Origin of the sequence: Sulfitobacter sp. 1A12779 (assembly GCF_043557315.1) — a bacterium.
GTDB classification, from domain to species: Bacteria; Pseudomonadota; Alphaproteobacteria; order Rhodobacterales; family Rhodobacteraceae; genus Sulfitobacter; species Sulfitobacter faviae.
Genome location: NZ_JBIFFU010000023.1, coordinates 1 through 26,052 on the forward strand (window position 1 = coordinate 1; position 26,052 = coordinate 26,052).

General features: G+C 58.4%; 28 protein-coding genes and 1 pseudogene. 11 read left to right on the forward strand and 18 right to left on the reverse strand.

The window, feature by feature from the left end; translation table 11 throughout:
* Positions 1-368: 368 nt before the first annotated feature.
* A complete protein-coding gene (locus tag ACGYLQ_RS17530) occupies positions 369-2,465 on the forward strand; it encodes a protein-disulfide reductase DsbD family protein (protein ID WP_394386567.1) in 2,097 nt (698 codons plus the stop codon).
* On the opposite strand, the pseudogene ACGYLQ_RS17535 reads toward ACGYLQ_RS17530, so the two are convergent.
* From ACGYLQ_RS17535 to ACGYLQ_RS17550, 4 genes and pseudogenes are all read right to left on the reverse strand, one after another.
* Positions 2,462-3,182, reverse strand: a pseudogene (locus ACGYLQ_RS17535) (MauE/DoxX family redox-associated membrane protein). The gene ACGYLQ_RS17530 and the pseudogene ACGYLQ_RS17535 overlap by 4 nt on opposite strands.
* 68 nt (positions 3,183-3,250) lie before the next feature.
* Positions 3,251-4,201: a DUF305 domain-containing protein gene (locus tag ACGYLQ_RS17540; protein ID WP_050686576.1), complete on the reverse strand. Its 951-nt coding sequence runs from the start codon at positions 4,199-4,201 to the stop codon at positions 3,251-3,253.
* Between the two features lie 119 nt (positions 4,202-4,320).
* Positions 4,321-4,710: a Cu(I)-responsive transcriptional regulator gene (gene cueR / locus ACGYLQ_RS17545; RefSeq protein WP_005619161.1), complete on the reverse strand. Its 390-nt coding sequence runs from the start codon at positions 4,708-4,710 to the stop codon at positions 4,321-4,323.
* A 9-nt stretch (positions 4,711-4,719) separates the two neighbouring features.
* A complete protein-coding gene (locus ACGYLQ_RS17550) occupies positions 4,720-7,230 on the reverse strand; it encodes a heavy metal translocating P-type ATPase (protein ID WP_043847201.1) in 2,511 nt (836 codons plus the stop codon).
* A gap of 146 nt (positions 7,231-7,376) precedes the next feature.
* Here ACGYLQ_RS17550 and ACGYLQ_RS17555 point away from each other — a divergent pair, with 146 nt between their 5' ends.
* Positions 7,377-7,571 carry a heavy-metal-associated domain-containing protein gene (locus ACGYLQ_RS17555; protein ID WP_043847225.1) on the forward strand — a complete coding sequence of 65 codons (195 nt, stop codon included), beginning with the start codon at positions 7,377-7,379 and terminating at the stop codon, positions 7,569-7,571.
* 8 nt (positions 7,572-7,579) lie between these two features.
* Here ACGYLQ_RS17555 and ACGYLQ_RS17560 read toward each other — a convergent pair whose 3' ends face one another.
* The 10 genes from ACGYLQ_RS17560 to ACGYLQ_RS17605 all read right to left on the reverse strand — a co-directional run bounded on the left by ACGYLQ_RS17560 (position 7,580) and on the right by ACGYLQ_RS17605 (position 15,623).
* A complete protein-coding gene (locus ACGYLQ_RS17560) occupies positions 7,580-8,299 on the reverse strand; it encodes a DsbA family protein (protein WP_043847202.1) in 720 nt (239 codons plus the stop codon).
* Positions 8,299-8,793: a cytochrome c gene (locus tag ACGYLQ_RS17565; protein ID WP_005619169.1), complete on the reverse strand. Its 495-nt coding sequence runs from the start codon at positions 8,791-8,793 to the stop codon at positions 8,299-8,301. The genes ACGYLQ_RS17560 and ACGYLQ_RS17565 overlap by 1 nt, the downstream gene beginning before the upstream one ends.
* Positions 8,790-10,178, reverse strand: coding sequence for a multicopper oxidase family protein (locus tag ACGYLQ_RS17570; RefSeq protein WP_050686572.1), 1,389 nt, complete (start codon positions 10,176-10,178; stop codon positions 8,790-8,792). Before ACGYLQ_RS17570 ends, ACGYLQ_RS17565 begins: the two co-directional genes overlap by 4 nt.
* Before the next feature lie 16 nt (positions 10,179-10,194).
* Positions 10,195-11,085 (reverse strand): cytochrome c, encoded by an 891-nt coding sequence (locus tag ACGYLQ_RS17575; RefSeq protein WP_009824485.1) that lies wholly within the window; start codon positions 11,083-11,085, stop codon positions 10,195-10,197.
* Between the two features lie 4 nt (positions 11,086-11,089).
* Positions 11,090-11,689 carry a cytochrome c gene (locus ACGYLQ_RS17580; RefSeq protein ID WP_009824484.1) on the reverse strand — a complete coding sequence of 200 codons (600 nt, stop codon included), beginning with the start codon at positions 11,687-11,689 and terminating at the stop codon, positions 11,090-11,092.
* Between the two features lie 5 nt (positions 11,690-11,694).
* Positions 11,695-12,153: a cytochrome c gene (locus tag ACGYLQ_RS17585; protein ID WP_005619178.1), complete on the reverse strand. Its 459-nt coding sequence runs from the start codon at positions 12,151-12,153 to the stop codon at positions 11,695-11,697.
* Entirely contained in the window at positions 12,153-12,725 is a 573-nt protein-coding gene (locus tag ACGYLQ_RS17590) for a L,D-transpeptidase (protein ID WP_043847205.1), read from the reverse strand. The genes ACGYLQ_RS17585 and ACGYLQ_RS17590 overlap by 1 nt, the downstream gene beginning before the upstream one ends.
* A gap of 128 nt (positions 12,726-12,853) precedes the next feature.
* Positions 12,854-13,447 carry a L,D-transpeptidase gene (locus ACGYLQ_RS17595; RefSeq protein ID WP_005619183.1) on the reverse strand — a complete coding sequence of 198 codons (594 nt, stop codon included), beginning with the start codon at positions 13,445-13,447 and terminating at the stop codon, positions 12,854-12,856.
* Between the two features lie 17 nt (positions 13,448-13,464).
* Positions 13,465-14,907: an ATP-binding protein gene (locus ACGYLQ_RS17600; protein WP_050672446.1), complete on the reverse strand. Its 1,443-nt coding sequence runs from the start codon at positions 14,905-14,907 to the stop codon at positions 13,465-13,467.
* The gene (locus tag ACGYLQ_RS17605; RefSeq protein ID WP_394444156.1) at positions 14,904-15,623 is read right to left on the reverse strand and encodes a response regulator; all 720 of its coding nucleotides are present in this window, start codon (positions 15,621-15,623) and stop codon (positions 14,904-14,906) included. The genes ACGYLQ_RS17600 and ACGYLQ_RS17605 overlap by 4 nt, the downstream gene beginning before the upstream one ends.
* Positions 15,624-15,748: 125 nt before the next feature.
* Between ACGYLQ_RS17605 and ACGYLQ_RS17610 the strand changes: the two genes are divergently transcribed.
* From ACGYLQ_RS17610 to ACGYLQ_RS17620, 3 genes are all read left to right on the forward strand, one after another.
* The gene (locus tag ACGYLQ_RS17610; protein ID WP_043847208.1) at positions 15,749-16,195 is read left to right on the forward strand and encodes a DUF411 domain-containing protein; all 447 of its coding nucleotides are present in this window, start codon (positions 15,749-15,751) and stop codon (positions 16,193-16,195) included.
* Between the two features lie 97 nt (positions 16,196-16,292).
* Complete coding sequence (locus ACGYLQ_RS17615; RefSeq protein WP_050672448.1) at positions 16,293-16,835, forward strand: hypothetical protein; 543 nt, start codon at positions 16,293-16,295, stop codon at positions 16,833-16,835.
* Between the two features lie 119 nt (positions 16,836-16,954).
* Positions 16,955-17,266, forward strand: coding sequence for a DUF2933 domain-containing protein (locus ACGYLQ_RS17620; protein WP_037953520.1), 312 nt, complete (start codon positions 16,955-16,957; stop codon positions 17,264-17,266).
* A gap of 280 nt (positions 17,267-17,546) precedes the next feature.
* Here ACGYLQ_RS17620 and ccmI read toward each other — a convergent pair whose 3' ends face one another.
* From ccmI to ACGYLQ_RS17640, 4 genes are read right to left on the reverse strand one after another with little or no spacing between them, the layout of a single operon-like run.
* Positions 17,547-18,656 carry a c-type cytochrome biogenesis protein CcmI gene (gene ccmI / locus ACGYLQ_RS17625; RefSeq protein WP_245897675.1) on the reverse strand — a complete coding sequence of 370 codons (1,110 nt, stop codon included), beginning with the start codon at positions 18,654-18,656 and terminating at the stop codon, positions 17,547-17,549.
* Positions 18,657-18,700: 44 nt separating this feature from the next.
* On the reverse strand, positions 18,701-19,171 hold the full coding sequence (locus ACGYLQ_RS17630; RefSeq protein WP_009824475.1) for a cytochrome c-type biogenesis protein: 471 nt from the start codon (positions 19,169-19,171) through the stop codon (positions 18,701-18,703).
* Positions 19,168-19,734 (reverse strand): DsbE family thiol:disulfide interchange protein, encoded by a 567-nt coding sequence (locus tag ACGYLQ_RS17635; protein ID WP_009824474.1) that lies wholly within the window; start codon positions 19,732-19,734, stop codon positions 19,168-19,170. Before ACGYLQ_RS17635 ends, ACGYLQ_RS17630 begins: the two co-directional genes overlap by 4 nt.
* A gap of 2 nt (positions 19,735-19,736) precedes the next feature.
* On the reverse strand, positions 19,737-21,737 hold the full coding sequence (locus ACGYLQ_RS17640; RefSeq protein WP_043847210.1) for a heme lyase CcmF/NrfE family subunit: 2,001 nt from the start codon (positions 21,735-21,737) through the stop codon (positions 19,737-19,739).
* Positions 21,738-21,933: 196 nt separating this feature from the next.
* Between ACGYLQ_RS17640 and ACGYLQ_RS17645 the strand changes: the two genes are divergently transcribed.
* From ACGYLQ_RS17645 to petA, 6 genes are all read left to right on the forward strand, one after another.
* Positions 21,934-22,479: a calcium-binding protein gene (locus tag ACGYLQ_RS17645; protein ID WP_043847211.1), complete on the forward strand. Its 546-nt coding sequence runs from the start codon at positions 21,934-21,936 to the stop codon at positions 22,477-22,479.
* 39 nt (positions 22,480-22,518) lie between these two features.
* Complete coding sequence (locus ACGYLQ_RS17650) at positions 22,519-22,986, forward strand: rhodanese-like domain-containing protein (RefSeq protein ID WP_043847215.1); 468 nt, start codon at positions 22,519-22,521, stop codon at positions 22,984-22,986.
* 1 nt (position 22,987) lies between these two features.
* Entirely contained in the window at positions 22,988-24,439 is a 1,452-nt protein-coding gene (locus ACGYLQ_RS17655) for a multicopper oxidase family protein (RefSeq protein WP_043847217.1), read from the forward strand.
* Between the two features lie 70 nt (positions 24,440-24,509).
* Complete coding sequence (locus ACGYLQ_RS17660; RefSeq protein ID WP_009824469.1) at positions 24,510-24,653, forward strand: hypothetical protein; 144 nt, start codon at positions 24,510-24,512, stop codon at positions 24,651-24,653.
* The gene (locus ACGYLQ_RS17665; protein ID WP_043847219.1) at positions 24,643-25,317 is read left to right on the forward strand and encodes a TVP38/TMEM64 family protein; all 675 of its coding nucleotides are present in this window, start codon (positions 24,643-24,645) and stop codon (positions 25,315-25,317) included. Before ACGYLQ_RS17660 ends, ACGYLQ_RS17665 begins: the two co-directional genes overlap by 11 nt.
* An 87-nt stretch (positions 25,318-25,404) precedes the next feature.
* Positions 25,405-25,962 carry a ubiquinol-cytochrome c reductase iron-sulfur subunit gene (gene petA, locus ACGYLQ_RS17670; protein ID WP_009824465.1) on the forward strand — a complete coding sequence of 186 codons (558 nt, stop codon included), beginning with the start codon at positions 25,405-25,407 and terminating at the stop codon, positions 25,960-25,962.
* The last annotated feature ends 90 nt before the right edge of the window (positions 25,963-26,052 follow it).

The window sequence follows — 26,052 nt, forward strand, 5'->3', positions numbered from 1 at the left end:
CTTTTGTGTCTGCATCGACACCGCCTACGCCCAGATCAATGAACCAGCAACCTCAGGACCGTTAATGTGACAACACCTCTTCTTCCTTCTCTCAATTGCTAAGCGTTCAACTAAGTCATCCGCATTTGGTTTCAATTTCCAGCGCTGGAAGGTTGGAGGCCGCGGTTGCGATTGAAATGTTCAATGAAGAAAAAAGCTTCTATTGGCCTTCCTGCTACGAACGCGGACTTCGTCGCGTTATTCTCGCAGCGGGATGGCTTCACAAACGACATTGTATCCGTTTGTAAAGTTGACCAACCGGGAGATGCAGCCATAGAGGTGCTTCGGATTTCGATCTCGGGACAAGGGTGGAAGCGAGCCAAAAGATGATGCGAACCACGTTGCGCCTATTCTTCCTTCTCATGGCTTGCCTTTGGGCCTCCATGGGCTTTGCTGCATCGAGCGATACCTACGAGAATTCAACAATCACGGCCCGGCTCATCTCCGTTGAAAATGGGGTCGCGGAAACCTCCAGAACCCTTTCCCTTGGCCTGGATGTCGAGCTGGCCGAGGGCTGGAAAGCCTATTGGCGTTCGCCCGGCGAGGTGGGTCTGCCGCCTGAAATTTCATGGGATGGATCGGAAAATCTGGTGAGCGCACAGATGCTCTGGCCCGCGCCTGAGCGCTTCACGGCATTCGGCATCGAGAATTTTGGCTACAAGACCCGTGTCGTCCTGCCCATTCAGGCAGTTCTCGAAACTGCGGGCCAGTCCGCAACATTGCAGGCGCGTGTTTCATTGCTGGCGTGCTCGACTGTCTGTGTGCCGCATGATTTCGATCTCGCACTGACAATTCCGGCGGGCACCGGGATTGACGCGAAGGCGGCGGGCCTGATTTCGGAGTATGCCCAGCGGGTGCCGCTTGGTCCCGAAGAGAGCGACATCATTGTCGAAACGGCGGTGATCGCGGATGATGCGCTTTATGTGACGGCGCGCAGTGCGAATGCCTTTGTGAAGCCGGATATCTTTCCGGAACTGGGGCCGGAATTCACCTTTGGCAAACCGGACATCCGAACCGATGATGCGGGAACAGCCCTTTGGGCCAAGCTGCCTCTTCTCGCGCAAGGGGAGGATCCGCCGCCCCTGCAACTGACTTTGACCGATGGATCACGCGCGGTGACAGCGCAGCCCGCTTGGTCAGACCGCATCCCGGGTGCACCATTCGAGGTTATGGCGAACCTGCCGGATCTGACGCAAATCCTGGCGATTGCGGCCTTTGCCTTTCTTGGCGGTCTGATCCTGAATGTCATGCCCTGTGTTCTGCCTGTCCTGTCCATCAAGCTGACATCGGTTCTCAATCATGGAAACAAGCCAGCGCACGAGGTCCGGAATGGGTTCCTGATGTCGGCGCTTGGCGTTCTGGTGTTCATGTGGGCCCTCGCCGCAATCATTCTGGTTCTGCAATCCGTCGGCGTCACCGTTGGGTGGGGCCTGCAATTCCAAAGCCCTGTTTTCCTGACCGTCATGTTTCTGGTGCTTGCCGTGTTCTCTGCCAATCTGTTCGGGGTGTTCGAAGTTTCATTGCCCTCCGGGTTGCAGTCACGGCTGGCCAGATCAAGCGGTCGCGACGGGTATGGCGGAGATTTTGCAACAGGCGCCTTCGCGGCGGTGCTGGCCACGCCCTGCTCGGCCCCGTTTTTGGGGACAGCGGTTGCCTTTGCCCTGTCCGGGCGCCCGATTGATGTCATTCTCGTTTTCACGGCTCTGGGGCTTGGGCTCTCCCTGCCCTATCTGGTTCTGGCGGGGAAGCCTGGTCTGGTCCGGTTGTTGCCCAGGCCGGGACGTTGGATGGTTGTCGTCAAATGGGTGCTTGCCGGTCTTCTGGCCGGGACCGCGATCTGGCTGCTCTGGGTACTGATAGGGGTGGCGGGTGGCCGGGTGGCCATGACCGTGCTGCTTATGACGAGCCTTTTCATTCTTCTCGCAACAATACGTTTGCCGGGCAGATTGACGCGCCCGACAGCGCTGGTGGTGGTTGCTGTTCTCAGCCTTCTGGTGCCGACGGCGCTGACAATCCCGCCGCAGACGAGAGCGGTGGGCCAGGACTGGGTCGCGTTCGATCGCTCCGAGATACCGAAACTGGTGTCGCAGGGAAAAACCGTCTTTGTCGACGTGACCGCAGACTGGTGCCTGACGTGCAAGGCCAACAAGACGCTGGTGCTGGACCGTGCGCCCGTGGTCGACCAACTGCGGGGTGATAATGTCGTTGCGATGCGGGCAGACTGGACTAGGCCCAGCACTGACATTTCCCGGTATCTGGAAAGCCACAACAGGTTTGGCATCCCGTTCAACATCGTCTACGGGCCAAACGCGCCAGACGGGATCATCCTGTCCGAGGTTCTGACGTCCGAAGCCGTTCTCGACGCGCTGAGCAGGGCTGCACTTGGCGACCCTGTGACCGCTTTGAAAACGGATGGTCAGGCCTAAAAGAGGCCCATCGCACGCGCCGACATCCAGACGCCCATGAATATCATCATCAGGTTTTCGGTCAGGGACACGAAACCCAGCGGCACGTTTGAACCGCCGCCCACGCAGGCGCACTTGATCTCGCGCTTATCGATGTAGACGGCCTTGAAAACTGAAGCCGCTCCGACCGTACCGATGAACAGTGCAACAGGCGCGCTGATCCAGACCAAGGCACCGGCGACCATGAGAATACCGGCAAGTGCTTCGCCGAAGGGATAGACATAGCCATAGCGCACCCATTTCTGGGCAAGCAGATCGTAGTTCAGAAACATCGTGGAAAACGTCTCGACGTCCTGCAGTTTTTGAACAGCAAGAAAGCTCATCGAGATCGCGATGAACCACTCGAATGCCCGCAGCGTCAGGATCGAACCGTAAAACGCCCAACTGAGACCAAGCGCCATAAGGAATGCGACCGCGAATATCGCAATGACGGGTTGATAAGTCGTCTCGTCGTCATCCTTTACGTCCTGGCCGAAAAATTCCCTCAGCGCGTCATAGCCACCAATTCTTTCATTGCCGATAAAGGTCTGCGGAGTCGTTTCGACACCGTGTTCTTCCATGAAAGCATCCGTTTCCTCGCGGGTGTTCAGAGGCCGGTCCTCAATCGAATACCCCTCCCGCTCAAGCAGGTCCTTCGATTTTCAGCCCATAGGGACAAACATGCTCCTCCATCACCATTCGGTACAAAACCGCCGTCTTCGGGGTGGATTTTGCCTCTCTCGTCATGACGCGTTCCTTTAAATCCTTTAACCGTTGCAGGTCCAATACCCGGTAAATCCGACAGTCAGAGGCGTCTCTCCCGTCAATTCAAACAGCAGGGTGGCGTCTTCACCGTCCGCGTCACCCGGCGCCAGCGTGAATTGGCCACCATCGGCAGACAGGACGCCACCGGACGTCACTGTGTCTTGCGACGTGAAGTTGACCAGCGATCCGGATATCTTGGCGACGCCGTTCCCCGCCCCGTCCGTGACCAGAATGGGATCGGCGTTCACGGCGCGAATGAAACGGCATTGTCCGTCGGACCCCAGTGCGCGTGTTATTTCTTCGGCTTTGAGCGGTGCAGGACGGATTCCGGCAATCACCGGGGTTGCAATCGCTTCTTGAAGCCCCTCCATTTCAGCCGGACCGTCCGCTTCACCAAGTGGCCATTCAGGACCGGCTTCGCCATTTGCCTCAATGTCATCTATGAGGAAACGCATTTCGGAAATTTCGCGGTTTTGCGCCGTCACAATTTCCGAAGCCAGCGCCTCGACCCTTGGATCTGTCAGCTCGGCCCGTTCGCTTGTCATGATCGCAATGGAGTGGTGCGGAATCATCGCGCTCATCCAGCTTTCGTCCTGAATGGTCTCCTGGCTTCTCACGAGCCAGAGCGCGCCGGCGAACATCACGACAGACCCGAGAATGATCGCGGCGTTGACGCCCTTGTTCTTGTACATGTTCAACATGAAAAGGAGCATCACGGTCGCCATCGTCGCGCCCATGATGAACGTCATGTAAAATCGGGTTTCGCTCCAGTAGACATGTTCGAAGGAGTACGAGTTGATGTACATCAGGCCGAACATGATCGCAGTCGATGTGCCGACCATCGCCAGAAACCGGCCATAGGATGAACCTGAATGGCCTCCCGAATGTGCTGCACCTTCACTTGAACGGGTGTCGGACCCGCCACGAGATTTCCCGATCGCATCTTCAGACATCTGATCTCTCCATCATGGATTCTATTTGTGGAGGAACAACATTCCAGCGCTGGAGGGTTTCAAGACGATATATCGAAACGGCATGAAACCCCATAAATGTCTGGCCCAGGCATCGTGCGTTACGGGTCTTTGGCCAGATCTTTCAGGATTGGACAATCGGGGCGGTGATCGCCCTGGCAGGCGTCAACGAGGTGAGCCAGGGTCTCTCGCATCGACTTGAGCTGGGCGATTTTTTCGTCAACGGCGGCCAGATGCTCTTGAGCGACAGCCTTGACCTGTGCACTTTCCCGCGTCTCATCTTCATAGAGATCAAGCAGCGTGCGGCAGTCTTCGATCGAGAACCCGAACGTCCTGGCGCGACCGAGAAATGCGAGCTTGTGGATGTCGCTGTCGCGAAAGGCGCGATAGCCGTTGTCGCTGCGCAAAGGCCGGACAAGGCCGATGTCTTCGTAGTAGCGGATTGTCTTCGCTGGCAAACCCGCGCGTTCTGATACTTCTCCGATGTTCACACCTGTCTCCTATTCTGCGGGCTGCGTTGCGAATTTCGTCTCCGCGTCGTGGGGCGGATCCTGTTCCGACATCGTCGCCTTGATCCGTCGCAGCCGCAGCGCGTTGGTCAGAACCGACACGGAGGACAGCGCCATGGCCCCGGCGGCAAACACCGGCGACAGGAGCAATCCAAAGGCCGGGTAAAGCGCGCCCGCCGCCACAGGGATCAGCGCGACGTTATAGCCAAAGGCCCAGATAAGGTTCTGCCGTATGTTGCGCATGGTCTTGCGCGACACGTCGATGGCATTCACCACGCCGCGCAGGTCGCCCGACATCAACACCACGTCGGCGCTTTCGATTGCGACATCCGTGCCGGTTCCGATGGCGATGCCGACATCGGCATGGGCCAGCGCTGGCGCGTCGTTGATGCCGTCTCCGACAAAGGCGATCTTGCTGTTCCCTTGCCGCAATTCGTCCAGGGCGGCGACTTTTCCATCCGGCAACACCCCTGCAATGACATGGTCGATCCCGACCTCGCGGGCGATGGCATCTGCCGTGGCCTTCTTGTCTCCGGTGATCATCGCGACCTTGATCCCTCGATCATGCAGAGCTGCGATCACTTCGGCGCTGGAGGATTTGACCGGGTCTGCCACGGCAATCACGGCCGCCAGGGATCCGTCCACCGCAGCATAAAGCGCGGTGCGTCCCTTTTCGGCCAAGGCCCTTTCGCGGTCTTCCAGCGGGCTGGTGTCAATGCCCTGCTGCACCATGAAGCGATCCGCACCGACATGAACCTTGCGGCCCTGGACAAGCGCCTCGACACCGTAGCCGGTCACGGACCGGAATTCCGTCGCATCGGGCCAGGACAGGCCTTCGCTCTTTGCGGACTGCACAATGGCCTCTGCCACCGGGTGCTCAGACTGCGCCTCGACAGATGCGATGAGGGCGAGTGTCTCTGCCCGGTCAAAGCCGTCGGCCGTGATGAGGTCTGTCAAACTGGGTTGCCCTTGCGTGACCGTCCCGGTCTTGTCCAATGCGACAACGCCAACTTCATCCAGATGTTGCAGCGCATCTCCCTTGCGGAAGAACACCCCCATCTCAGCCGCGCGTCCTGTCCCCACCATGATCGAGGTGGGCGTGGCCAACCCCATGGCGCAGGGGCACGCAATGATCAGAACGGAGACACCCGCCACAAGCGCAAAGGTCAGAGCCGGATCGGGACCGACCAGCAGCCAGACAACCACAGTCGCAAGCGCCAGAACCAGAACGGCAGGCACGAACCACATGGTCACGCGATCCACTAGGCCTTGGATCGGCAGCTTGGCCCCCTGAGCATCTTCGACCATGCGGATAATCTGCGCCAGCGTGGTATCCGCCCCGACTCGCGTCGCCGTTATGGTCAGGCTCCCGGTGCCGTTCACCGTGCCGCCGGTCACCGGTTCGCCAGCAGCCTTTGGCACGGCGAGGGGTTCACCGGTGATCATGCTTTCATCGACGTTGCTTGATCCTTCTGTGACCTCGCCATCGACAGGCAGCCTTTCACCGGGACGCACGAGGATCTGATCGCCGATCCGCAGTTCCTTGATGTCAACCTCGGTCGCCTGCCCGTCACGCAGGACCCTGGCTGTCTTTGCCTGCAGACCAAGAAGGGCCTGAATGGCTGCACCGGTCTTGCCCTTGGCCCGCGCTTCAAGCCAGCGACCCAACAAGATCAGAACGACAATAACCGCCGCTGCTTCGAAATAGACGGCGCGCACACCGTCAGGCAGCACCTGAGGCAGGAAGGTCGCGACTACGGAATAAGTCCACGCCGCCCCGGTTCCCAGTGCGACAAGGCTGTTCATATCCGGGGCACGCTTGATCAACGCCGGAATGCCCTTCGCAAAGAACCCCCAACCCGGTCCGAAAAGAACCACCGTGGCAAGCGCGAATTGGATCAGCCATGACGTTTGAATGCCGATTGTGCTCTCAATCAGGCCCTCAAAGCCGGGTATGGTATGTTTTCCCATTTCCAGAACGAACACCGGCACGGTCAGGATCGCGGCAAGGATGACACGGCGCGCCAGCGCGTCGGCTTCTTCTGCCTTGCGGTCCGATCGGTCCTCGTGCGCATCGCTCTGCGCAATCTCGGCCGGGTACCCCGCCTCCGTACTGATCCGGGCAATCTTTTCCGGGGTGATGGCATCTGGCAGATACTCTACCACAGCCGTTTCGGTTGCCAGATTGACCGCCGCATTCAATACGCCGGGTGTCCGTACAAGCGCCTTTTCAACCCGACCGACACAGGACGCGCAGGACATGGCGTCTACGTTCAATGTTACGCGCCCCGTCCGTGCCGGGTATCCGGCGTTCGAGAGGGCCGTGACCGCCACGCCCGTGGTGGCCGGATTATCCATCTGAAATTGAGCCGTTTCGTTCACAAGGTTGACACTGACGTTCGAAAGGCCCGGAACCTCGTTCAAAGCCTTCTCAACCCTGCCCACACAAGACGCACAGTTCATGCCGGAAACGGATAGACGTATCGTATTGGGGTCGGTCATGAGGGCCTCCTCGGTTGAACTTACCCTGATATAGGGCTTCCAGTTGCTGGAAGCTCAAGAGAGTATCTAATTTTTTTTGATATTTGCTTGACCTTCCTCCCGATGGAACGACCAAGTCTGAGGTTGTACCAAAAATGGAGGCCTTCATGATTTTTTCCGTCCCGAAAATGAGCTGTGGACACTGCACATCCGCTATAGAAAGCGGCATCAAGGCAAAGGATCCATCAGCCGTTGTCACGGCCGATCTGGACCTTCGCCTTGTCACTGTCCAAAGCACATTGGAACAGGCGACCGTGCGGCAAGCCATCGCTGACGCTGGCTACGACGCTTCAGCCGCGTAGGATTGTCCTTATTCGGCGGCCCGTGCCTGATCGACAAGCTCGATCATCTGGTCCGCCTGGATCAGGCCCGGCGCAAGACTGTCGCCGATCACAAATGAAGGTGTGCCACTGAACCCCAGAGATTGCGCAAGCCGCATGGAAGTCTGTATGTGTTCTTCGATTTCCGGTCCGTTCATGTCGCGACGCAACTGTGCAACATCGAGGCCGATGTCTTCCGCAGTGCGGAGAATCGATGCTTCCTCTGCGCGTTCCTTCAGTTGCATCATGGCCCAATGAAACTCTTCATATTTGCCCTGGTTTCGGGACGCCAGCGCCGCGCGGGCGGCAAAAACCGACCCGTCCCCCAGAATGGGCCATTCCCGGTAAACGACCCTGACGTTGGGATCAGCAGCGAGCAGGGCCTCCATTTCAGGTTTAACCCGGCGGCAATAGGGGCAGTTGTAGTCGAAGAATTCGACAACCGTGATATCGCCATCCGGATTGCCCAGAACGGGCGCATTGGGATCATTTTCAAGCGTGGCTTTTTCCGTATCGAAAACCTGCGCTGCGGCTTGCGCCTGCAACGCCTGCTGTTGCTGTTCGAACAACTGCGCGGCCTCGAACACGATGCCCGGATTCTCGCGGATGGCTTCCAGCACCAGTTCCTTGATCCGGTCTTCGTCCATGCCGTCTGCAATCGCAGCGATCGGAAGCATTAACAGTGCGGTGGTAGCCAAGAATCTTTTCATTATCCGTCTCCTTGTGAGGCAATATCCTGGGCCGTGCGCTCGGCTTGCGTGGCGCGTTCACGCTCCGGCCATGTTGACTTGATGTATGCGAGGATGTCCCAGATTTCCCCGTCGCTCAGTTGGTCGCCGAAACCGGGCATGCCGCTGTTGAAGTCAACGCCTTGCGCCGCGAGAACCTCGGCGCCCCCCAGCTTGGTGTAGGCGAACAGCATGCTGTCCGCGTGGTGCCAAGTGTGGCCGCTTGCATCATGCGGCGGTGCGGGCAGGCTTCCGTCATCACGCGGACTGCGCCAGTTTTCTTCACCTTCCAGATTTGCGCCATGGCACGCGGCGCAATTTTCGGCATAGAGGACTTCGCCCGCGGCCACATCGGCTGAGGAGTTGATGAGGTTTTCCGCCGTATGGTCGGTTCCGCCGGACCGGGTCCACAGGAATATGGTAGCCACCGCAACGGTAACTACGCCCAACGCAAGATAGACGGATCGCGGGGTCATCCAACGACGATCTTGGTCATCATGCCCGAAGCCGCATGCGACAGCATGTGGCAATGTAGCAGCCATTGGCCCGGGTTGTCCGCCACAAAGGCAATCTCGCGCGTCTGACCCCGTTCAAGAAGGGTCGTGTCACGCAGCGGTCCGAGGGTGCCGTTTTCGGCGACCTCGTGGAAGTGAATGCCATGCAGGTGCATCGCGTGCGGAAACGCCGTGTCGTTCACGATCTTCAATCGTACATTCTGGCCGCGGTCCAGCCGCGCAAGGGGATCACCGTTGATCCCGTCCACTTTGCCGTTGAACGACCAGAAATACCCGGCCTCGACGATCTCGCCGATCGGCTTGAGTTCGCCCCCAAGGGAAGCGGACCTCATCCGCCCCATGGCACCGCCTTCCATACTCAGGCTGAGCATCGTGGCTTCACTCAAGTCGACCATCCTGTGGTCGTTCGGCGGCAAGGCCAAAGGCGCGTCTCGACGATTTTTCGAGCCCCACTCAACGACCTCGAATGTAACCTGGCTGAAGGCCTCTTCCCGGCCGAACTGAAGAATATGAGCCGTTTCACCAACATCCGCGACCACATCGACGATCAGGTCGATCCGTTGAGCCGGAGCGAGGATCATCGGCTCCGTCACCTTAATGGGTGCAGCCAGGGGCATGCCGTCCAAAGCAACCGCCCAACCGTCAAGGCCTTCCAGCCCCAGTTGGAAATTGCGCGCATTGGCAGCATTGATCAGCCGCAAGCGCAGTCTTTCGTTCTTGCGTGCACTCAGGCCCAGATTGAAGGTTCCATTGGTCGTCAGCAGGTTGCCGATGCGCCCTGCGTGGCTGAGATCATGAGGCGCTCCGAAGTCGTCTTTGATCTGCGCGGTTTCGGGGTCAATAAGCCAATCATCCAGGATCAGGACTTCCTCGCGATCAATGTCGAGAGGCTCGGCCTCTTCCACGATCAGTGCACCGTAAAGCCCTCTGCCCACCTGCTCAAACGACCTATTATGGGCATGGTACCAATAGGTCCCGGCATCCGGGACAGTAAAGTCATAGTCGAATGTTTCCTCCGGCTGGACCACATCCTGTGTCAGGCCGGAAACGCCATCCATCGCATTGTCGATGCGGATGCCGTGCCAATGCGTCGACGTTCCCTGAGAAAACCGGTTGACCAATCTGCGCTGGACACGCCCCCCCTGCGCCACGCGAATCTCCGGACCGGGTGAGCCGCCGTCAAAGCACCAAAGCGATGTCTTGCCATAGTTGCCGGGCAGCAGCTGCACGTCGCTTTGCTGGGCTGTCAGGGTCGCGAATGGCGTGCCCGCAAATCCAGTGCTGGCCGACAGACCACTGAACGCAGCAGATGTTGCCAGAAATTGGCGGCGATTGAGCGTGATCATTCGTGGGTTCCCAAGATTATGATTTGTTGTCCAGCAGGTAGGTGGCCATCGCATTCAGGTCTGCGTCGCTCAGAAAGCCCGTGCCATAGCGCACGACTTCGGCCATTGATCCACCAAATACGTCGCCAGACGGCGTTATGCCAGATCGCAATGCATAAGCCATATCGTCTGTTGTCCAGCCTTCGGACACAAGATCGCGCGTCCGGATCGAAGGTGCTTTGCCACCTCCCGGCAAGGCGTCGTTGCCGGAAAACCTCTTCGATACTATGCGTGCGCCTGCAAAGTTCCGCGTTGTGTGGCAGGCAGCACAATGTGCCGCCCCGTTGACCAGCAGCTTGCCCCTGTTCCAAGCATCGCTTCGGTCCGCCTCTGGTGCGGTGTCAGGCTTTGTCAGAAAAGCCGCCCGCCAAAGTTTCATCCCCCATCGCTGATCGAACGGAAAAGGCACCTCATGGGACGGGGTCGGCACATTCACGGCTGGCACGGTCTGGAACGCGGCCCACAGATCGGCAATGTCCTGATCCGTGTAATTTGCATAAAACGGGTAGGTGAAGGTGGGATAATAGGGGTCTCCGTCCGGGGAAATTCCCTGCCTTACCGCTTTTGCAAACTCTTCTACTGTCCAGCCGCCAATCCCGAATTCGACATCGGTGGTCAGATTTGGCGGATAGAATGTCCCGAAATCGGTCCGGAGTGGCGCTCCTCCTGCCAATGGCGCCCCGCCAGCTTCAAAGTTGGTGTGGCACGCAATGCATCCACTGGCGCGCGCCAGATACGACCCCCGCTGGGCATCGCCTTGCAGGGTCAGGTCCGAGACTGGCGCACCGATCGGCCAGGCTATCGTTGCCGCGACAACGCCGATGCCGCCGACGACCCCCGCACCGATGATCCAACGCCACCACCGCATCTGATCACTTGTCCTCTTTGCGGAACTTCTGGTGGCAGGCCGAACAGGTCTGGGCGACCATCGCGAACGCACGGTCGGTCGGCATGTCCGCAAACATCTCGGTCGTCATGGGAAGGTCCGATCCCATCATGCCCCCTCCCATTGCAGGCGCGGACCCGCCACCCATCATCCCGTCAGTGGCGCCGCCCATCATTGATTCGCTACCGTTGCCCTGTGCTGCGGCCAACCCATTGCCTGCGCTCAACTTCAATCCTTCGGCGGCTGTTCTCAACTCTTGCGCAAGGGCCGCGAACTCTTCGCTGTTTTCCCAGACCGACGGCAACGCCTTGGACACTCCGCCACCCGAGCCTTCAGGAAACAGTCGCGTCATTTGCTCACCGGCATGGCCGATCATCGCGCCAGCTTCCCTGCGGACGACATCGGCGTCATAAGGTACCTGACCCCGCATCATGGGTGATAGCGTCTTGAGTGTTTTGGCCATCGCGGACATGCCCTGCATCCGCTCCAGCACCACGCCGGTTGCTCCGGAATGCGCCAAGGCAGCAACGCCGGTCGTCCCGATCGCAATGGCAGTAATCCATATCTTCATGTTCAAGTTGGTCATTCCTGTCAATTGATCCCGTTGGCGCGCTGAAGTTCCCGCACATATGCAACAACCATCTTCACATCGCCGGGCGTGACGCCTTCAACTGGCGGCATATTGCCAAACTTCCAATGGTGCGCTCTGACACCTTGTTTCGCGGCAAGCAAAAAAGCGGCGTCACCGTGATGGCTCGGTTCATAGATCTTGTGGACAAGCGGCGGTGCCACGCCATTCTGTCCGGCAGCATTCGCACCGTGACAAGCGGCGCAAGCGCCATCGAAAACACGCTTTCCCAATTGGGCATTTGCTGAGAATTCAGCAGGCACAACCACGTCTGCAATCGGCGCGCCCTCTTCCGTCTGCGAAAGATCAGGCGTTGTCATTGTGTGGCCGGGCATCGAAGACGATGGCTGCAATTGCTGCCAGATCACAACCGCGCCACCGACGACAAAAAACGCCGCAATCAGGATGCCGGACTTCGACATCAGATTAATCGTACCTGCGTGCCGACCGGTGTCCTTTCGAACACCTCGATGATTTGCTCGTTGTAGAGACCGATACACCCGCTTGAAGAGCGTCTTCCGATCTTGCGCGTATCATGGGTGCCGTGAATCCTGTAGTACGTCCAACTCAGGTGCAGGGCACGGACGCCCAACGGGTTATCCGGCCCGGGCGGCATATAGGCTGGCAAAGACGGGTCACGTTCGCGCATGGAGGGTGTAGGGGTCCAGTCAGGTTCGGGGTCCTTGAACGTGACTGTCGTGTAGCCGCGCTTTGTCAGCTCGTCAGACAAGGGAACCGATGTCGGATAAATGCGCATTTCGCCATCGGCCGTCCAGTGTTGCATCACGCGGGTAACGGTGTCTGCGATGATGATACCCTTGTCCAAAGCGTCAAAGTGGTCTTGCCAAGCGTGTGTACGAAACGATGAGATATTCCTTCGGACACTGGTTTGATCCACCTGCGCACGCAGGATGGACGGGGCCGCGAAAGCTGCCGATGCGGCACCTGCCGTGAATGCTCGACGCGTTACACGTGTTTGCTTGCGGGTCATCATATGGCCTCATGTTGTTGTCTGCCTATCCACTAGACTACCCGCCTGGTCGCATTTCATGAACAGTCCGGGGCCTGATATTATGTAACGATATGTATCCCGGCCAACGGACACGTCTTCGCGCTGCTGCCTCAAACCTCGATGGGTTTCAGGACAACACGCGTGTCGAGCGGGACCTTCTCATAGAGTTCGATGATCTGATTATTGGTAAGCCTTGCACAGCCGTTTGAGACACGTCGACCAATCGTCTTCGGATCCGTTGTGCCGTGAATTCTCAGGTAGGTGTCCCCACGCCCTGGCTGGTAAAGATACAAGGCGCGGGCACCGAGTGGATTGTTCAGCCCACCGGGCACACCGCCCGCAAAACGAAGATATCGGTCAGGATCTCTGGCTATCATGGCGGGTGTGGGCGTCCACCGCGGCCACTTTTGCTTGCGCGCGACATAGAACTCGCCGGATTCATAGAGCCCCTCCCGGCCAATTCCGACGGTATACCTGATTGCCCGATTGTTCGGCAAAGTCCAAAATAAAGCGAACTGGTTCGGATCGACATGTATTTCTCCCGGTTTGTCTGCCTCGGTGAACGGAACCTGGCGCGGCAACTGCTCCGGGGGCACCACAGATGGCCCGACGCGCCGGTCGTGCTCTGCGTCACTATGCGCGAATGCTGTTTTTCCACTCACCGAAAGAGCTGCAACAGAAGTCAGGAAATATCTTCGTTTCATATACTTGCCTCACTAAACTAGTCGGGTTTGAGGTGACGAACAACCCGCGCCATATGTGGCGAGCCTTCCTCTTTCGGGGCTGACTCGGCGCTTTGTTTGACGGGCAGCGTGATTTCAGCGCGCAGACCCCCATCAGTGCGGTTTTTCAGTTCGATAGAACCACCGTGCTCAAGGATGATGCTGCGCGCAATCGACAGCCCCAGGCCATGACCGCCGGTATCCTGTGATCGCGACGTCTCGAGCCTGACATAGGGTCCGAAAACAGCCTCCAGCTGATTGTCGGGAATACCGGGCCCCTGATCGTCGATGGCGACCACTACCTCACTGCCCATGCGTTGCCACGAAACCCTGGCCTCACTCCCGTAGCGGATCGCGTTCTCAATCAGGTTTCTCAACGCGCGCCCCATCGCGCTTGGTTTCACGGATACGATGAGTGGACCTTGGCTGGTCACCTGAACCTTGTCCAAGCCCATACCAGTGATCAGATCGTGCAAATCAACCGATTGGACCTCTTCATGCTGTCCGACGCCCTTCGCGAAATCGAGGGTCGCATCGACCATCCGTTGCATCTCTTCACTTGACGCCACCAAGGACGTGCGCGTGTCTTCGTCGTCCACCATTTCGGCCCGCACCCTAAGCGCCGTCAAAGGCGAGCGCAGATCATGCGCAAGCGCTGCAAGCATCTGGGTCCGGTCACTGACAAATCGCGTCAGGCGATCCTGCATGATGTTGAATGATCGGGTCAGATCCCGAACTTCCTTCGGCCCTACGACCGGCAGATCGCCCTTGGCGGCGCCGCGACCCAGACGTTCGGACGCAGTCGCGAGATCGTTGAGTGGTCCGGTCAATCGGGACAGGAGAAACCAGAAACTTGCAACCAGCAGAAGTCCCGCAGTCAGTGCAAAGGATATGTTGGACGCCAGCGACCTTTGCAGAGGCGGCCGTTCGAACCGCGTCTCGATGTTGAGCCAATTCCCACCGGACAGCGCAATGGACAGCTCCATCTCGATGGCCGCAAGGCTGCCCTGCATCATTTCGGCGTGCATTTGCGCCATTTCCGGTGACAGGTTCGGAAGGGGCAGCAGACCTCCCTCGATTTCATGAACCTCAACCCGGATATCCCGGCTGTAGCTTTCCTGAAGCAGTGCCCGTATCCGCGCTTCGACCGCTCCACCGTCATCGTGTTGTCCGTGTGCAACCGACGGCTCGTCTGTAAGGTCGAACCGTACGAGCGGAGACGTTGCCGCGCGGACGATCTGGGCATGCAATTCCGGGGGTGCGCCTTCAATCAACTGTGCGACATTTGCGGCCCTTCCGGCGGCTTCGGCACCGATGGCGGCCTGAATGGCTAACGAGCGTTCATCAACGAAAAACCAAAGACTCAGAGCTTGCGCGAGGATCAAGACACCGAGGACCAGAAGGGCAATCTGTGCACGCAACGTCCGCGGAAGCAGCTTCATTCGCAAATCTCGACATCGCAGGAAAGACTATACCCCCCATGCCGGACAGTCGCGATGATCTTCGGGCGCAAAACGTCCTCTTCCATCTTCCGGCGCAACCGGCTCACCTGATTGTCGATGGTTCGGTCCAATGGACCGGCGACCCGGCCGGTGCTCAATTTGAGCAGCTCGTCGCGGCCAATGACCGTCCTTGGCCTTTGCAGGAACAGGGTCAGGAGTTTGAGTTCACCGGATGTAAGTTGCGTACGCGAACCGCCTTGGTCAATCAGTGTGCGGCCATCGAAATCCAGCTTTAGGTGTGCAAACTTCAACGTTTTCCCCGCAAAACCATTCGGTTTTGGGATCAGCTGCGTCCGACGCAATATCGCGTTGATCCGCGCCACCAGTTCCTTGGGATTAAACGGCTTGGCGAGATAATCGTCTGCCCCGCCATCCAGACCCGCGATGCGGTCTTCGTCGTCACCCAATGCGGTCAGCATCAGGATCGGAATATGCCCTTCCTTGCGCAATCGCCTGCACGCGGACAGCCCGTCTTCCCCCGGCATCATCAAATCGAGGACAATCAGATCGAAATGCGCTTCCGCCAGCCTTGCGTCCATCTCAACTGCATTTTCCGCCGCTGAAGCACGCATGCCGTTGCGTTCCAGATAACTGGTGACGGATTTCCGAATCTCTGAATGGTCATCGACGACAAGGATGCGTGGCAGATCGCTCATGCCGCCAACATAGTCATTTTCACCAAGGGACGCCCATCCCGTGTTTGTAGCCAAATGTAACAGCGCGGGCAGTCGACTTCGGGATACCGAGCAACTATTTAAGGAAGAACATCGAGGAGTTTTAAGTGAACCGACGTGAATTTGGCCTTACGGCACTCAGCCTGGCCTTGGCCGGGCCTGCTTTGTCGCAAACCGCCGCACCCACGTTGCAGGTGACAAAGACACCGACCTGCGGCTGCTGCGGCGCTTGGGTAAATGAGATGATCGCTGCCGGTTTCAAGGCATCGGTCGAGGACGTGGATTACGACACGCTTCAGGTTCTGAAGCAGAAACACGGCATCGCGCCGGAACTGGCAGGATGTCACACTACGTCCGTGGGCGGATATTTCGTCGAGGGTCACGTGCCTGCGGCTGACATCGGGCGGTTGCTGAGCGAAAAACCTGTCGCGCGCGGACTGACAGCACCGGGAATGCCCATGGGTTCGCCCGGCATGGGCCCCCAAGGTGATCCCTATGATGTGCTGCTTGTACTGATGGATGGGTCGACGCAAGTCTTCGCAACCCACGGCTGACGTGTTTGCCCGCGATACGTTCCGACAAAGTTTTTCGCCGACCTTACCATTCGGCAGATTTTGTTGGAACGTATCCGTTCTGAGCTTGGCAAGCATATTGCCGTTCCTGCTTGTCTACATCCTCGCAACGCCTGGTTTTGCGACGCTGCTGCTGACGAATGGGACCGCGCTCTCGCGCTTCCTCCGGCAGGTCTTTACCAATGGGTTTGTGGTCGTTTTCCTCGTGAATTACTTGGGGTTCGTTTCCGCATCGGTCGCGCTGAAGCAGTACCAGCATCGGCCGATTGTTTACCTGGTTTTAGATGGCCTGCTGCGGAGTGTCGCATTCATTGGGGTTCACATTGCCGTCTATGTGATGTCGGCCGATCTGTTCGGCTCGTTCAACGGCAGCCGTGCAACAGCTTTGAGCGTGGTCGGACCAACGCTCGAGCGGTCGTTCATGTTTGGGAACATCTCGGGCGTATATCTCTATGCCCTGGCGCCCGGCACCTTCATCGCGCTTCTGGTGGTTCTGACAGAACCTTCTGGCGAGGCATCGAAGCCTACCATGTTCAGGACAATGAGCATGGCCTTGCTGTTCAGCCTGACCCCGATCCCCCTCGTCACATTCCTGTCCTATGCGTTGGATCTGGCAACCTGACGGGCCAACTTGGTCAACGACCCGCAGGCTGTCATCTGATCAAATTGTATCCGAATGTACCCTTGACCTTGCCTCACTGGAATGTCGCAGAAGAACACGAGCATATTCTGGAGAGCTACATGTCTGACAATCAAAGTCAAAAATCCACCGGTTCATCGAAACTGATGCAGTATGGTATGATGGCCTGTTGTGCCGTTATGTTGTTTCCAGTCGCCGCATTCTTTATTGCAGGCGGCACGATCGCGGGTCTGTGGGGCAACGTCGGCCTTTTTGCGCCGCTCGCACTTTGTCTTGGTGCGCATGTCGTCATGCACAGGATGATGGGAAAGTCGTGTCACGGGTCAAGAGTTGAACAGGCGAACGAGGCGACTGTGGATGCAGAATTTGAAGATGGCCAAGCTCCCGAACGAGAACTGGTACGCGCCCGCTAGAACGCGGCTGACAATCGGAATTCCGATTGCAGGTATTCTGGCCCTCGGCGGTTGTGCCCAGTCGGCCTCGGGCAAGCTTTGCCCACTTGAGCCCCCTTCCGTGACACGGGATGCGGCACACGACGTCATGCTTCCCGTAGGATGTCGCTTGGTCGGTCAGTCTGAAGGTACTACCCACGAAATAGTCTGTGACGACGGCCGGACCGGATGGGCTTTCGATTAAGCGCCAAACCTTGATCCTGCCTCACATTCACCTGCACAGCGACGGTCGCCCACGCCACTACGGGCGCAACCGTTCCAACGCGCTTTGCACGGCTTGACGGCGCGGGTCATCTCCCGGCACCTCCGACAACAGGATTTCAGCGTGTTCAAACGCCGCGATTGCCGGCGCGGTATCACCCAGAACCGAATAGGCATTGCCAAGCCGCATCCATCCATCAAGATCGTCAGGCTCATCTTCCAGCCGCGTGGCCAGCCGTTCGACCATCGAGCGGATGAAATCCTGTCGTTCCTCCACACTCATGTCCTGCGCGTTTTCGATGTCTTCCTGTGTCGGGCCGGACGCACTGGTCTTCGGGGCATAGTCGGCCAGCGAGATCGGAGCCTTGCCGATCTTCGCGCCAATCCGGTTGGCTTCGCCAACAAAGCTTTCCATCCACGGGAAAAACCTATCCGCATCGTCCAGCCGGGCCACCAGCGTTTCGTGAGCCCGAGCCTCATCGCCCTTCTGCTCGAGCGAGACTGCCTTGAAAAAGGCAGCACCGGGATTGGAAGGATCCAGTTCGTACGCCCGATCAATCGCGGTGTCCGCTTCAGGTGTCACCACACCTTGCTCTGCGTAGATCAGAACCTCGGCCAACATGGAGAAGACGGCGGAATCGGCCTCCGGTCGTTGTGCGACAACTCTATATGCATCGGCTGCATCCGCATACCGGCCCATTTTCGAATAGGTTTGCCCCAGCAGCATCCAGCCTTCCGAAGGCCCGCCTTCGGGGTCTGAACTGAGCCGGACGTACAGACGATCTGTCAATTCGGCGATTTCCGCCGCTTCCTGCCGTTCAGTGGCACGTTCGGCAAAGGCGACACCTGGGATCTCTGGCGAGCCCATTGCGGAGTAATATCCAAAAGCGAAGACCGGCACGAACACTGCGCTCAGAACGACCATCAAGCGGCCCCCTGCCGCCGGTTTCCCATCTGACAGAACGGACCGGCGCGACTGCACGAGGATCCGTCTCTTGATCTCCTGCTCCGCCGCCGTGGCCTCGGTGTCGGAAATGACACCGCGCTCAAGATCCCGCCGAACCTCATCCAACTGATCCATGAGGACCGCATCCGTGGCGTCAGCCGGGACGGGTGTCCGCGACGACCGATGGCGCAGCGGCAGGCCCATGAAAAGCAGACCTACAACGGATAACAGGGCGAAAACCAACCAGATCATGAACCGTCCTTTGAAGCGTTCTCTTCAATGAAACGCGCAATTTCCGCTTTTTCGTCATCGGAAAATCCCGTTGCGGCAGCCCTGCGCCGGCTTCTCGAAATGACGGTCCAGCCGACAAGCAGCGAAACAAGCGCAAACACGAAGGGCGCCATCCAGAGCGCGAGAGTGGCGCGATTCAGGGGCGGGCGCATCAGGACATAATCGCCATACCGGGCGTGGATGTACGCGATGACCTCCTTGTCGCTGTCACCGGCAACAAGCCTTTCGCGCACCAGTATGCGCAGGTCCCGCGCAACCCCGGCGTTGGAGCTGTCGATGTCCTGATTCTGGCAGACAACGCAGCGCAGTTCCCGTGATATTTCACGGGCGCGTTGCTCCAGTACAGGATCCTGCAACATCTCGTCTGGCTCGACCGCCAAGGCCGTCACCGGAAGCAGCAGGAGGAAAGCAAATGCGATATACCTCATCCGTTCTGGCCCCTTGCTAACGCGCCAGCCTGGATCAATGCTTCCCTGAATGTGGAAATCGCCGTTTCGCCCACGACGGGGCCGACATATCTGAACAACACCGTCCCGTCAGAGCCGACAATGAATGTTTCAGGTACGCCCGAAAGGCCCCATTCAATCCCCACTCTGCCGCTCAGATCAGACCCGATCCTTTCGTAGGGATTGCCAAGCTCAGCAAGCCATTTAGTCGCATCCTCCGGCTTGTCCTTGTAATTGATCCCGAACAACGTCAGCCCGTCCTTTTCGACCATCTGGGTCAGAACCCCGTGTTCGGCCCGGCAGGGCACGCACCACGAGGCAAACACGTTCACGATGACCGGTCGCGGGTTCCCGACCAGATCGGCGCGGGAAAGCCCTGGCGTCTCCAACCCGTCGACAGCGGCCAGATCGAATTCGGGTGCCGGCTGCGAGATCAGAACCGAAGGAATGTTGTTCGGGTCCCGGTCCGGGTTCAAGCCCCACAGAAAAAACCCCCCGAAAATGGCCGCGATTGCCAGCGGAATGAATGCCAGTATACGTCCCATGCCTACTCCGCAGGAAGTGCTGCGGGCGCTGTCGCCTTGCGACGGGGTGCCCCGACGCGCAACCGCCGGTCAGACAGCGAAAGACCCCCACCAAGCACAAGCATCGCCGATCCGATCCAGATAAAGTTGACCAGAGGTTCATACAGGATGCGCAGGGTCCAAGCCCCTTGCGTGCTCTCGTCCTCGGCGGCCGGATTTGCGATGGACGCATAGAGATCACCGGCCATTGTCGATCTGATGGCGCTCTCTGTGGTGGTGGTTTGCGCGACCGGATAGGTACGCCGCTCCGGGAAGAGATCGGTGACATAGTTCCCCTCCCGGGCCACACGAAGCGTGCCACGATCCGCGAAGTAATTTGGCCCACGCACACGTTCGGCCCCCTCAAAGGTGACATCGAACCCACCAATGCTGACCTCTGTACCGGGCCGGACAAAGATGATTTCCTCGGATTTCCAGACCGTCGAGCCGATAAATCCGAACATCGCCATCGCGAGCCCCGCATGAGCCAGTGTCATCCCATGAGAGGATCTGGGCAGGTTGCGTGCACGGCGCACCGATTCCGGGAACGGTGCCTCAAACAGCTTTATGCGCATCGCCCATTCCCGCAGGGTTGAGAAAAACAGCCAGAATGCAAGCATCAGCGACAGATACCCCAACACCGGACCGCCCTCGGCGAGATACCAGGTCACCAATGTCGCGAGCACGGCCAGAACGACCACGAAACGCAACCGCTGCAGAACGCCCGCCAGATCGGCACGTTTCCAGGACAGGTAAGGCCCCAGCCCCATCGCAAAGACGAGCGGCAGCATCACGGGAATAAAGGACGCATTGAAGAAGGGCGGCCCCACCGACAGTTTTTCACCGCCCGTCGCGGCTTCGTAGAAGAGCGGGTACAAGGTGCCGAACAGCACAATGCCGGTGGCCGTGGCCAGCAGCAGGTTGTTCACCAATAGCCCCGCTTCCCGGCTGATCGGCTTAAACAGGCCGCCGGGCTCCATTGTCGGCGCGCGCCAGGCAAACAGAGCAAGGGAACCGCCGATCGAAACGGCCAGCAATCCAAGGATATAAAGTCCCCTTTCCGGGTCGACCGCGAATGCATGCACAGAGGTCAGCAGGCCCGATCGGACAATGAACGTGCCCAAGAGCGATAGGGAAAAAGTCAGGATCGCCAGAAGGATTGTCCAGCTTTTGAACGCATCCCGTTTCTCCGTCACGATTGCGGAATGCAGCAGTGCCGTGCCCATCAGCCATGGCATGAAACTGACGTTCTCAACGGGATCCCAGAACCACCAGCCGCCCCAGCCAAGCTCATAATAGGCCCACCAGGATCCCAGCGCGATGCCTGCGGTCAGGCTCATCCAGGCAGCCAGCGTCCACGGACGTACCCACCGTGCCCAGGCCGCGTCCACCCGCCCTTCGATCAGGGCGGCAACCGCGAACGAAAAGACAATCGAGAACCCGACATACCCGAAGTAGAGAAGCGGCGGGTGCATGGCGAGACCGACATCCTGCAATAATGGGTTGAGGTCCTGACCGTCGTCTGCCGGAGGGAAAACGCGGTCGAAGGGATTGGACGTCAGCAGCATGAAAGTCAGGAAACCGACACTGATCCAGGCCTGCACCGACAGCGTTCTTGCCTTCAGCGACAGAGGAATGTTCGATCCGAAGAGGGCGACCGCCGCACCAAACACCGTCAGGATAAGGGTCCACAGCAACAGGGATCCTTCGTGACTGCCCCAGGTGCCTGCCACCTTGAACAGCATCGGTTTGAGTGAATTGGAATTCTCCACCACGTTCTTGACCGTGAAGTCGCTTGTGACGAAGGCTTGCATCAGCGCCAGAAACGCGATGCCGACAAAGAAAACCTGACCGAACGAGGACCATCTGGCAGACTGCATCCACAGGATGTTTCCGCGCCCCGCACCGAGGATGGGCAGCACACTTTGAACAAGCGCCATGGCCAAGGCCAGTGCCAGCGCGAAATGACCGATTTCAGGTGTCAAAGGATCATCAGCCTCTTCAATGAATTCACTGGATCGACGTCTGTCTAGCAAATCGTCCGGCGAACTGTGAGTGGTTGCTTTGTCACCGTTTGTAACAGGATGCTGTGACAAATGATTACAAAACGGCCCGCGCTCGGCCTTTAATCAAAGCGCTATAACGCCAATGTATCTAGGGTAAGTCTGAAAGGAATGAGAAATGAAAAAACAAGAAATTATTGCGCTTGGCGTGGTGATCGCGGTTGGCATGGCGCAAACAGCATTTGCGGAATCCGACGGGGCTGCCGACAGCAAGCCTGACAGCGGGAATATGTCCGGCATGGCGATGGGCGATGGCGACAATCAGATGGGCATGATGGGCGGGGACATGATGCCGATGATGCGAAAAATGATGAAGATGCATGCCGCTATGATGGGTGGCCAGGGCAACATGATGGGAATGATGGATCGGGACATGATGTCGACAATGATGTCCGGTGGACAGCCTCATGAAATGGCCGCGCAGATGTCCGAAAAAATGCGGGAGTTCGATGCGAATTCCGATGGAGCGTTGACACTTGACGAGTTCGAAGCCTTGCATATGGACGCAATGCGCGCGCGCATGGTAGATCGCTTTCAGCATCTCGATGCGGACGGTAACGGCCAGATCTCTCAGGACGAGATGGAAGATGCCGGTACACGGATGAGCAAAATGAACGGTACTTCCACCGGAACGGACATGGAAGGTCATCATGACAGCGAATAAGGGTCAAGCCTGCGGCACTCAGCTTGATGGGGGCAAATTATGGCCTTCTTTCTGACGCGCCGCGGCGCAAGCCTTGCGATGTTGGCCAGTTCCGTTGCACCTTTCTCGGCTGTCGCCCAGACCGCCGAGGTCTGGTCGGCGGACATGGCAGCAGATGCGCTGCAACAGGACCTGATCCGGATGATCGACGTTCGGTCGCGACCGGAATGGACCGACACCGGCGTTGCCGACGGTACCTGGCCCATCAGCCTGCATGAGGACCGTTTCGCCGAGCGGCTTTTTGCCGCCCGGGAACGGGCCGAAGGGCGGCCTGTCGCGCTCATCTGTGCGACAGGCGGGCGGTCTGGCCGCGTCATGCGAAGTCTTCGGCAGGCTGGCTACAGCGGCTTTCTTGACGTATCCGAAGGCATGCTCGGTTCTGCCGCCGGACCGGGCTGGATCGCGGGCGGTTATCCGGTCGTCAGTGTCGATATGGCTCTGGCGGCGCTGCCAGAGGAATTGAGTTGAAGTGAAACTGTTGAACCGTCGAGAACTGTTGGGCCATGCCGCAGGCTTTGGGGCTGCATTTGCCCTGCCATCGGCTGCATTCGCGGCATCGGACAAGAGGCTCGCGTATCCTCCCCTTCTCGATGCGACGACATCCCGGCTTTTTCAGCTGGAAGCCCGCACGGGCGAGACCCGTTTTGACGACGGTGCCGCCAGCGAAACGTTCGGCTACAACCAGGGATACCTTGGCCCGACGATCCGGGTGCAGGCCGGGGTCGAGACACGGGCAGAGGTGCACAACACGCTTGGCGAGCCGATGTCGGCGCATTGGCACGGGTTGGTTGTTGCCGGTGAGTTCGATGGCGGACCACATCAGGCCATCGCACCGGGAGACACCTGGAAGCCGGTGCTGGACCTTGACCAGCCCCCGGCAACGGCCTGGTATCACAGCCACATTCACGGCGCGACGGCACGGCAGGTCATGCTGGGGCTGGCGGGTGTTCTGCAGGTGACGGATGACGCGGATGACGCCCGTGGATTGCCATCCGCCTACGGGGTCGATGATCTGACCCTTGTATTGCAGGACCGTCAGTTCAACTGGCGCGGACGCCTGAAATACGATCCCGGCATGCACCAGTCCATGAACGGGTTTCAGGGCGACACAATGGTTGTGAACGGTCAAATCGGCGCGTCGGCAGCGGTTCCGAAGGGGATCGTGCGGTGCCGTGTCGTCAACGGCTCGAATGCGCGGGTTTACCGCCTGTCCATGTCTGACAGCCGGTCGCTTCATCTCATCGCGACAGATGCCGGATTTCTGGATCGACCGATTGCGCTGAACCGCCTGACCCTTGCACCAGGAGAGCGCGCAGAAGTGCTTGTGGATTTCACAAGCGGGCGGGACAGTGTTTTGAAGTCCGACGATATCATTAATTCGGCCATGGGCGGAATGATGGGCGGCGGCGGTTCCGGCAGTCCATTCACCGTGCTGCCTTTCGCTGTCGACACAACCCTTCCGGTTCGCATCGACGCCCTGCCCGGCTCTCTGGACGGGCAGTTGCCTGATCTTGCGGTCAAGGACGCGCCAGTCCGACGTCTGTCACTGGATATGTCGATGGGCATGGGGATGATGTTCTCGCGGTCCGGTAACCGATTTTCGATCAACGGCGCGTCATACGATTCGGGAACGCTCAATTTTTCCACCAAACTCAACAGCATCGAGCGTTGGATTGTGCGTGGGGCCATGATGATGCACCCGTTCCATGTTCACGGCGTCCGGTTTCAGGTCCTGTCGGAAAACGGTACGGCACCGCGTGCAGAGAACAGGGGTTGGAAGGATACGGTACTGGTGGATGGTGAAGTGGAGCTTGCGATGAAATTCGAAAAACCTGCCTCAGCGGCTGCGCCCTACATGTATCACTGCCACATTCTGGAACACGAAGACGGCGGCATGATGGGGCAATTCAGTGTTGCTTAGCGCAGAAATCCCTTTACCCTCCGCTGACAGGAACCTTTAGGGGAATCCTATTCCTCGATAGAGGTTTGAGATGAAAACCGAATTGCACATCAAGCGGCTGACCCTCGCCGGCGGGCTGTTGATCGTCATCTCTGCGCCTATGCATTTCATCTTGCCCGAGCAAAGGCCAATTGTCTTCGCAGCTCTCTTTCTTTTGGTGCTCCATGCCGCTTAGCAAACCGCGCCTGCATCGGGTTGGGCTATGGTTGGTGGTTGCGCTTGGCGTACTTTTGATAGCCATATGGGCAATGGGATATGGCCCGGCGATAGCCCGCGAGACTATCGAGGTCTGGATAGAGCGGGCCGGCGCTTTGGGACCGTTGCTCATCATCGTGCTCATGATGGTTTCGATCGTGGCAAGCCCCATTCCAAGTGCACCGGTCGCACTGGTGGCAGGCGCGGCGTATGGTCATGTTGCCGGAGCTGTCTATGTCGCCATCGGGTCGGAACTGGGTGCACTCGTGGCATTCATCATCGCCCGCTATATCGGGCGCGACCACGTTGAGCGCTGGCTTGGGGATAAGGCCGGTTTCGGGTTATTGGGCTCTCAAAATCTGTTGATGTTGACGGTGTTCGCGTCTCGCCTCTTGCCCTTCATCTCGTTTGACGCAATGAGCTACGCTGCCGGTCTCAGCCGCCTGCGCCTTTGGCGGTTCCTGATCGCAACTCTGGCAGGCATTCTTCCAGCCAGTTTCCTGCTCGCGCATTTCGGAGCAGAGGCCATGTCGGGAGATTTCGGCACTGCTGAGTGGATCATCATCGGTCTTGGATTGATGACTGCCGCACCGTTGCTGGTCGCAGCGCTCTGGCGAACAAATCGGTCAACCAACGCTTCCTAAGTCTGAGTATGTCAGCAAAAATGAAAACCGTGATTGCCTACTTTACCATTGACCTTCCCCCACAGGAAGCTGCGACCGTGAATCGCTATGGATACACAAACACCACAACTCCGCCGGGATTTCCTGTACTACGCCACCGCCGGAACGGGCGCGGTTGCCGTAGGGGCTGCGGTCTGGCCATTGCTCAATCAGATGAACCCATCCGCCGATGTCCGCGCGCTGTCCCAGATCCGCGTCGATATCTCCGGTGTGGAACCCGGAACGCAATTGACTGTCAGTTTTCTCGGCAAGCCGGTGTTCATCCGGCACAGGACCGACGCGGAAATCGCGCAGGCCCGTTCGGAAGATGTGCTTTCCCTTCCTGATACCGTCGCCAGAAATCCCAACATATCCGGAGATGACCTGGCCACCGATGCAAACAGGGCAGTGGCGGGAAATGAGAATTTCTTGGTCATGATAGGCGTTTGCACGCATCTGGGATGTGTACCACTTGGTGACGGAGCCGGCGATTTTGGTGGTTGGTTCTGTCCCTGTCATGGCTCCCATTATGATACAGCAGGACGCATTCGAAAGGGTCCGGCACCGGAGAACCTGCATATTCCCACGATGTCCGTTTCGGAAGACATGATACTGACCCTGGGCTGACAGGAGCTTCGCGCATCGCGAAGGCCCATAAAATTCATACGCAGCGTTGTCGGAAGAGTCTTGACCCTCCAGTAACTGGAAGGGTTATGT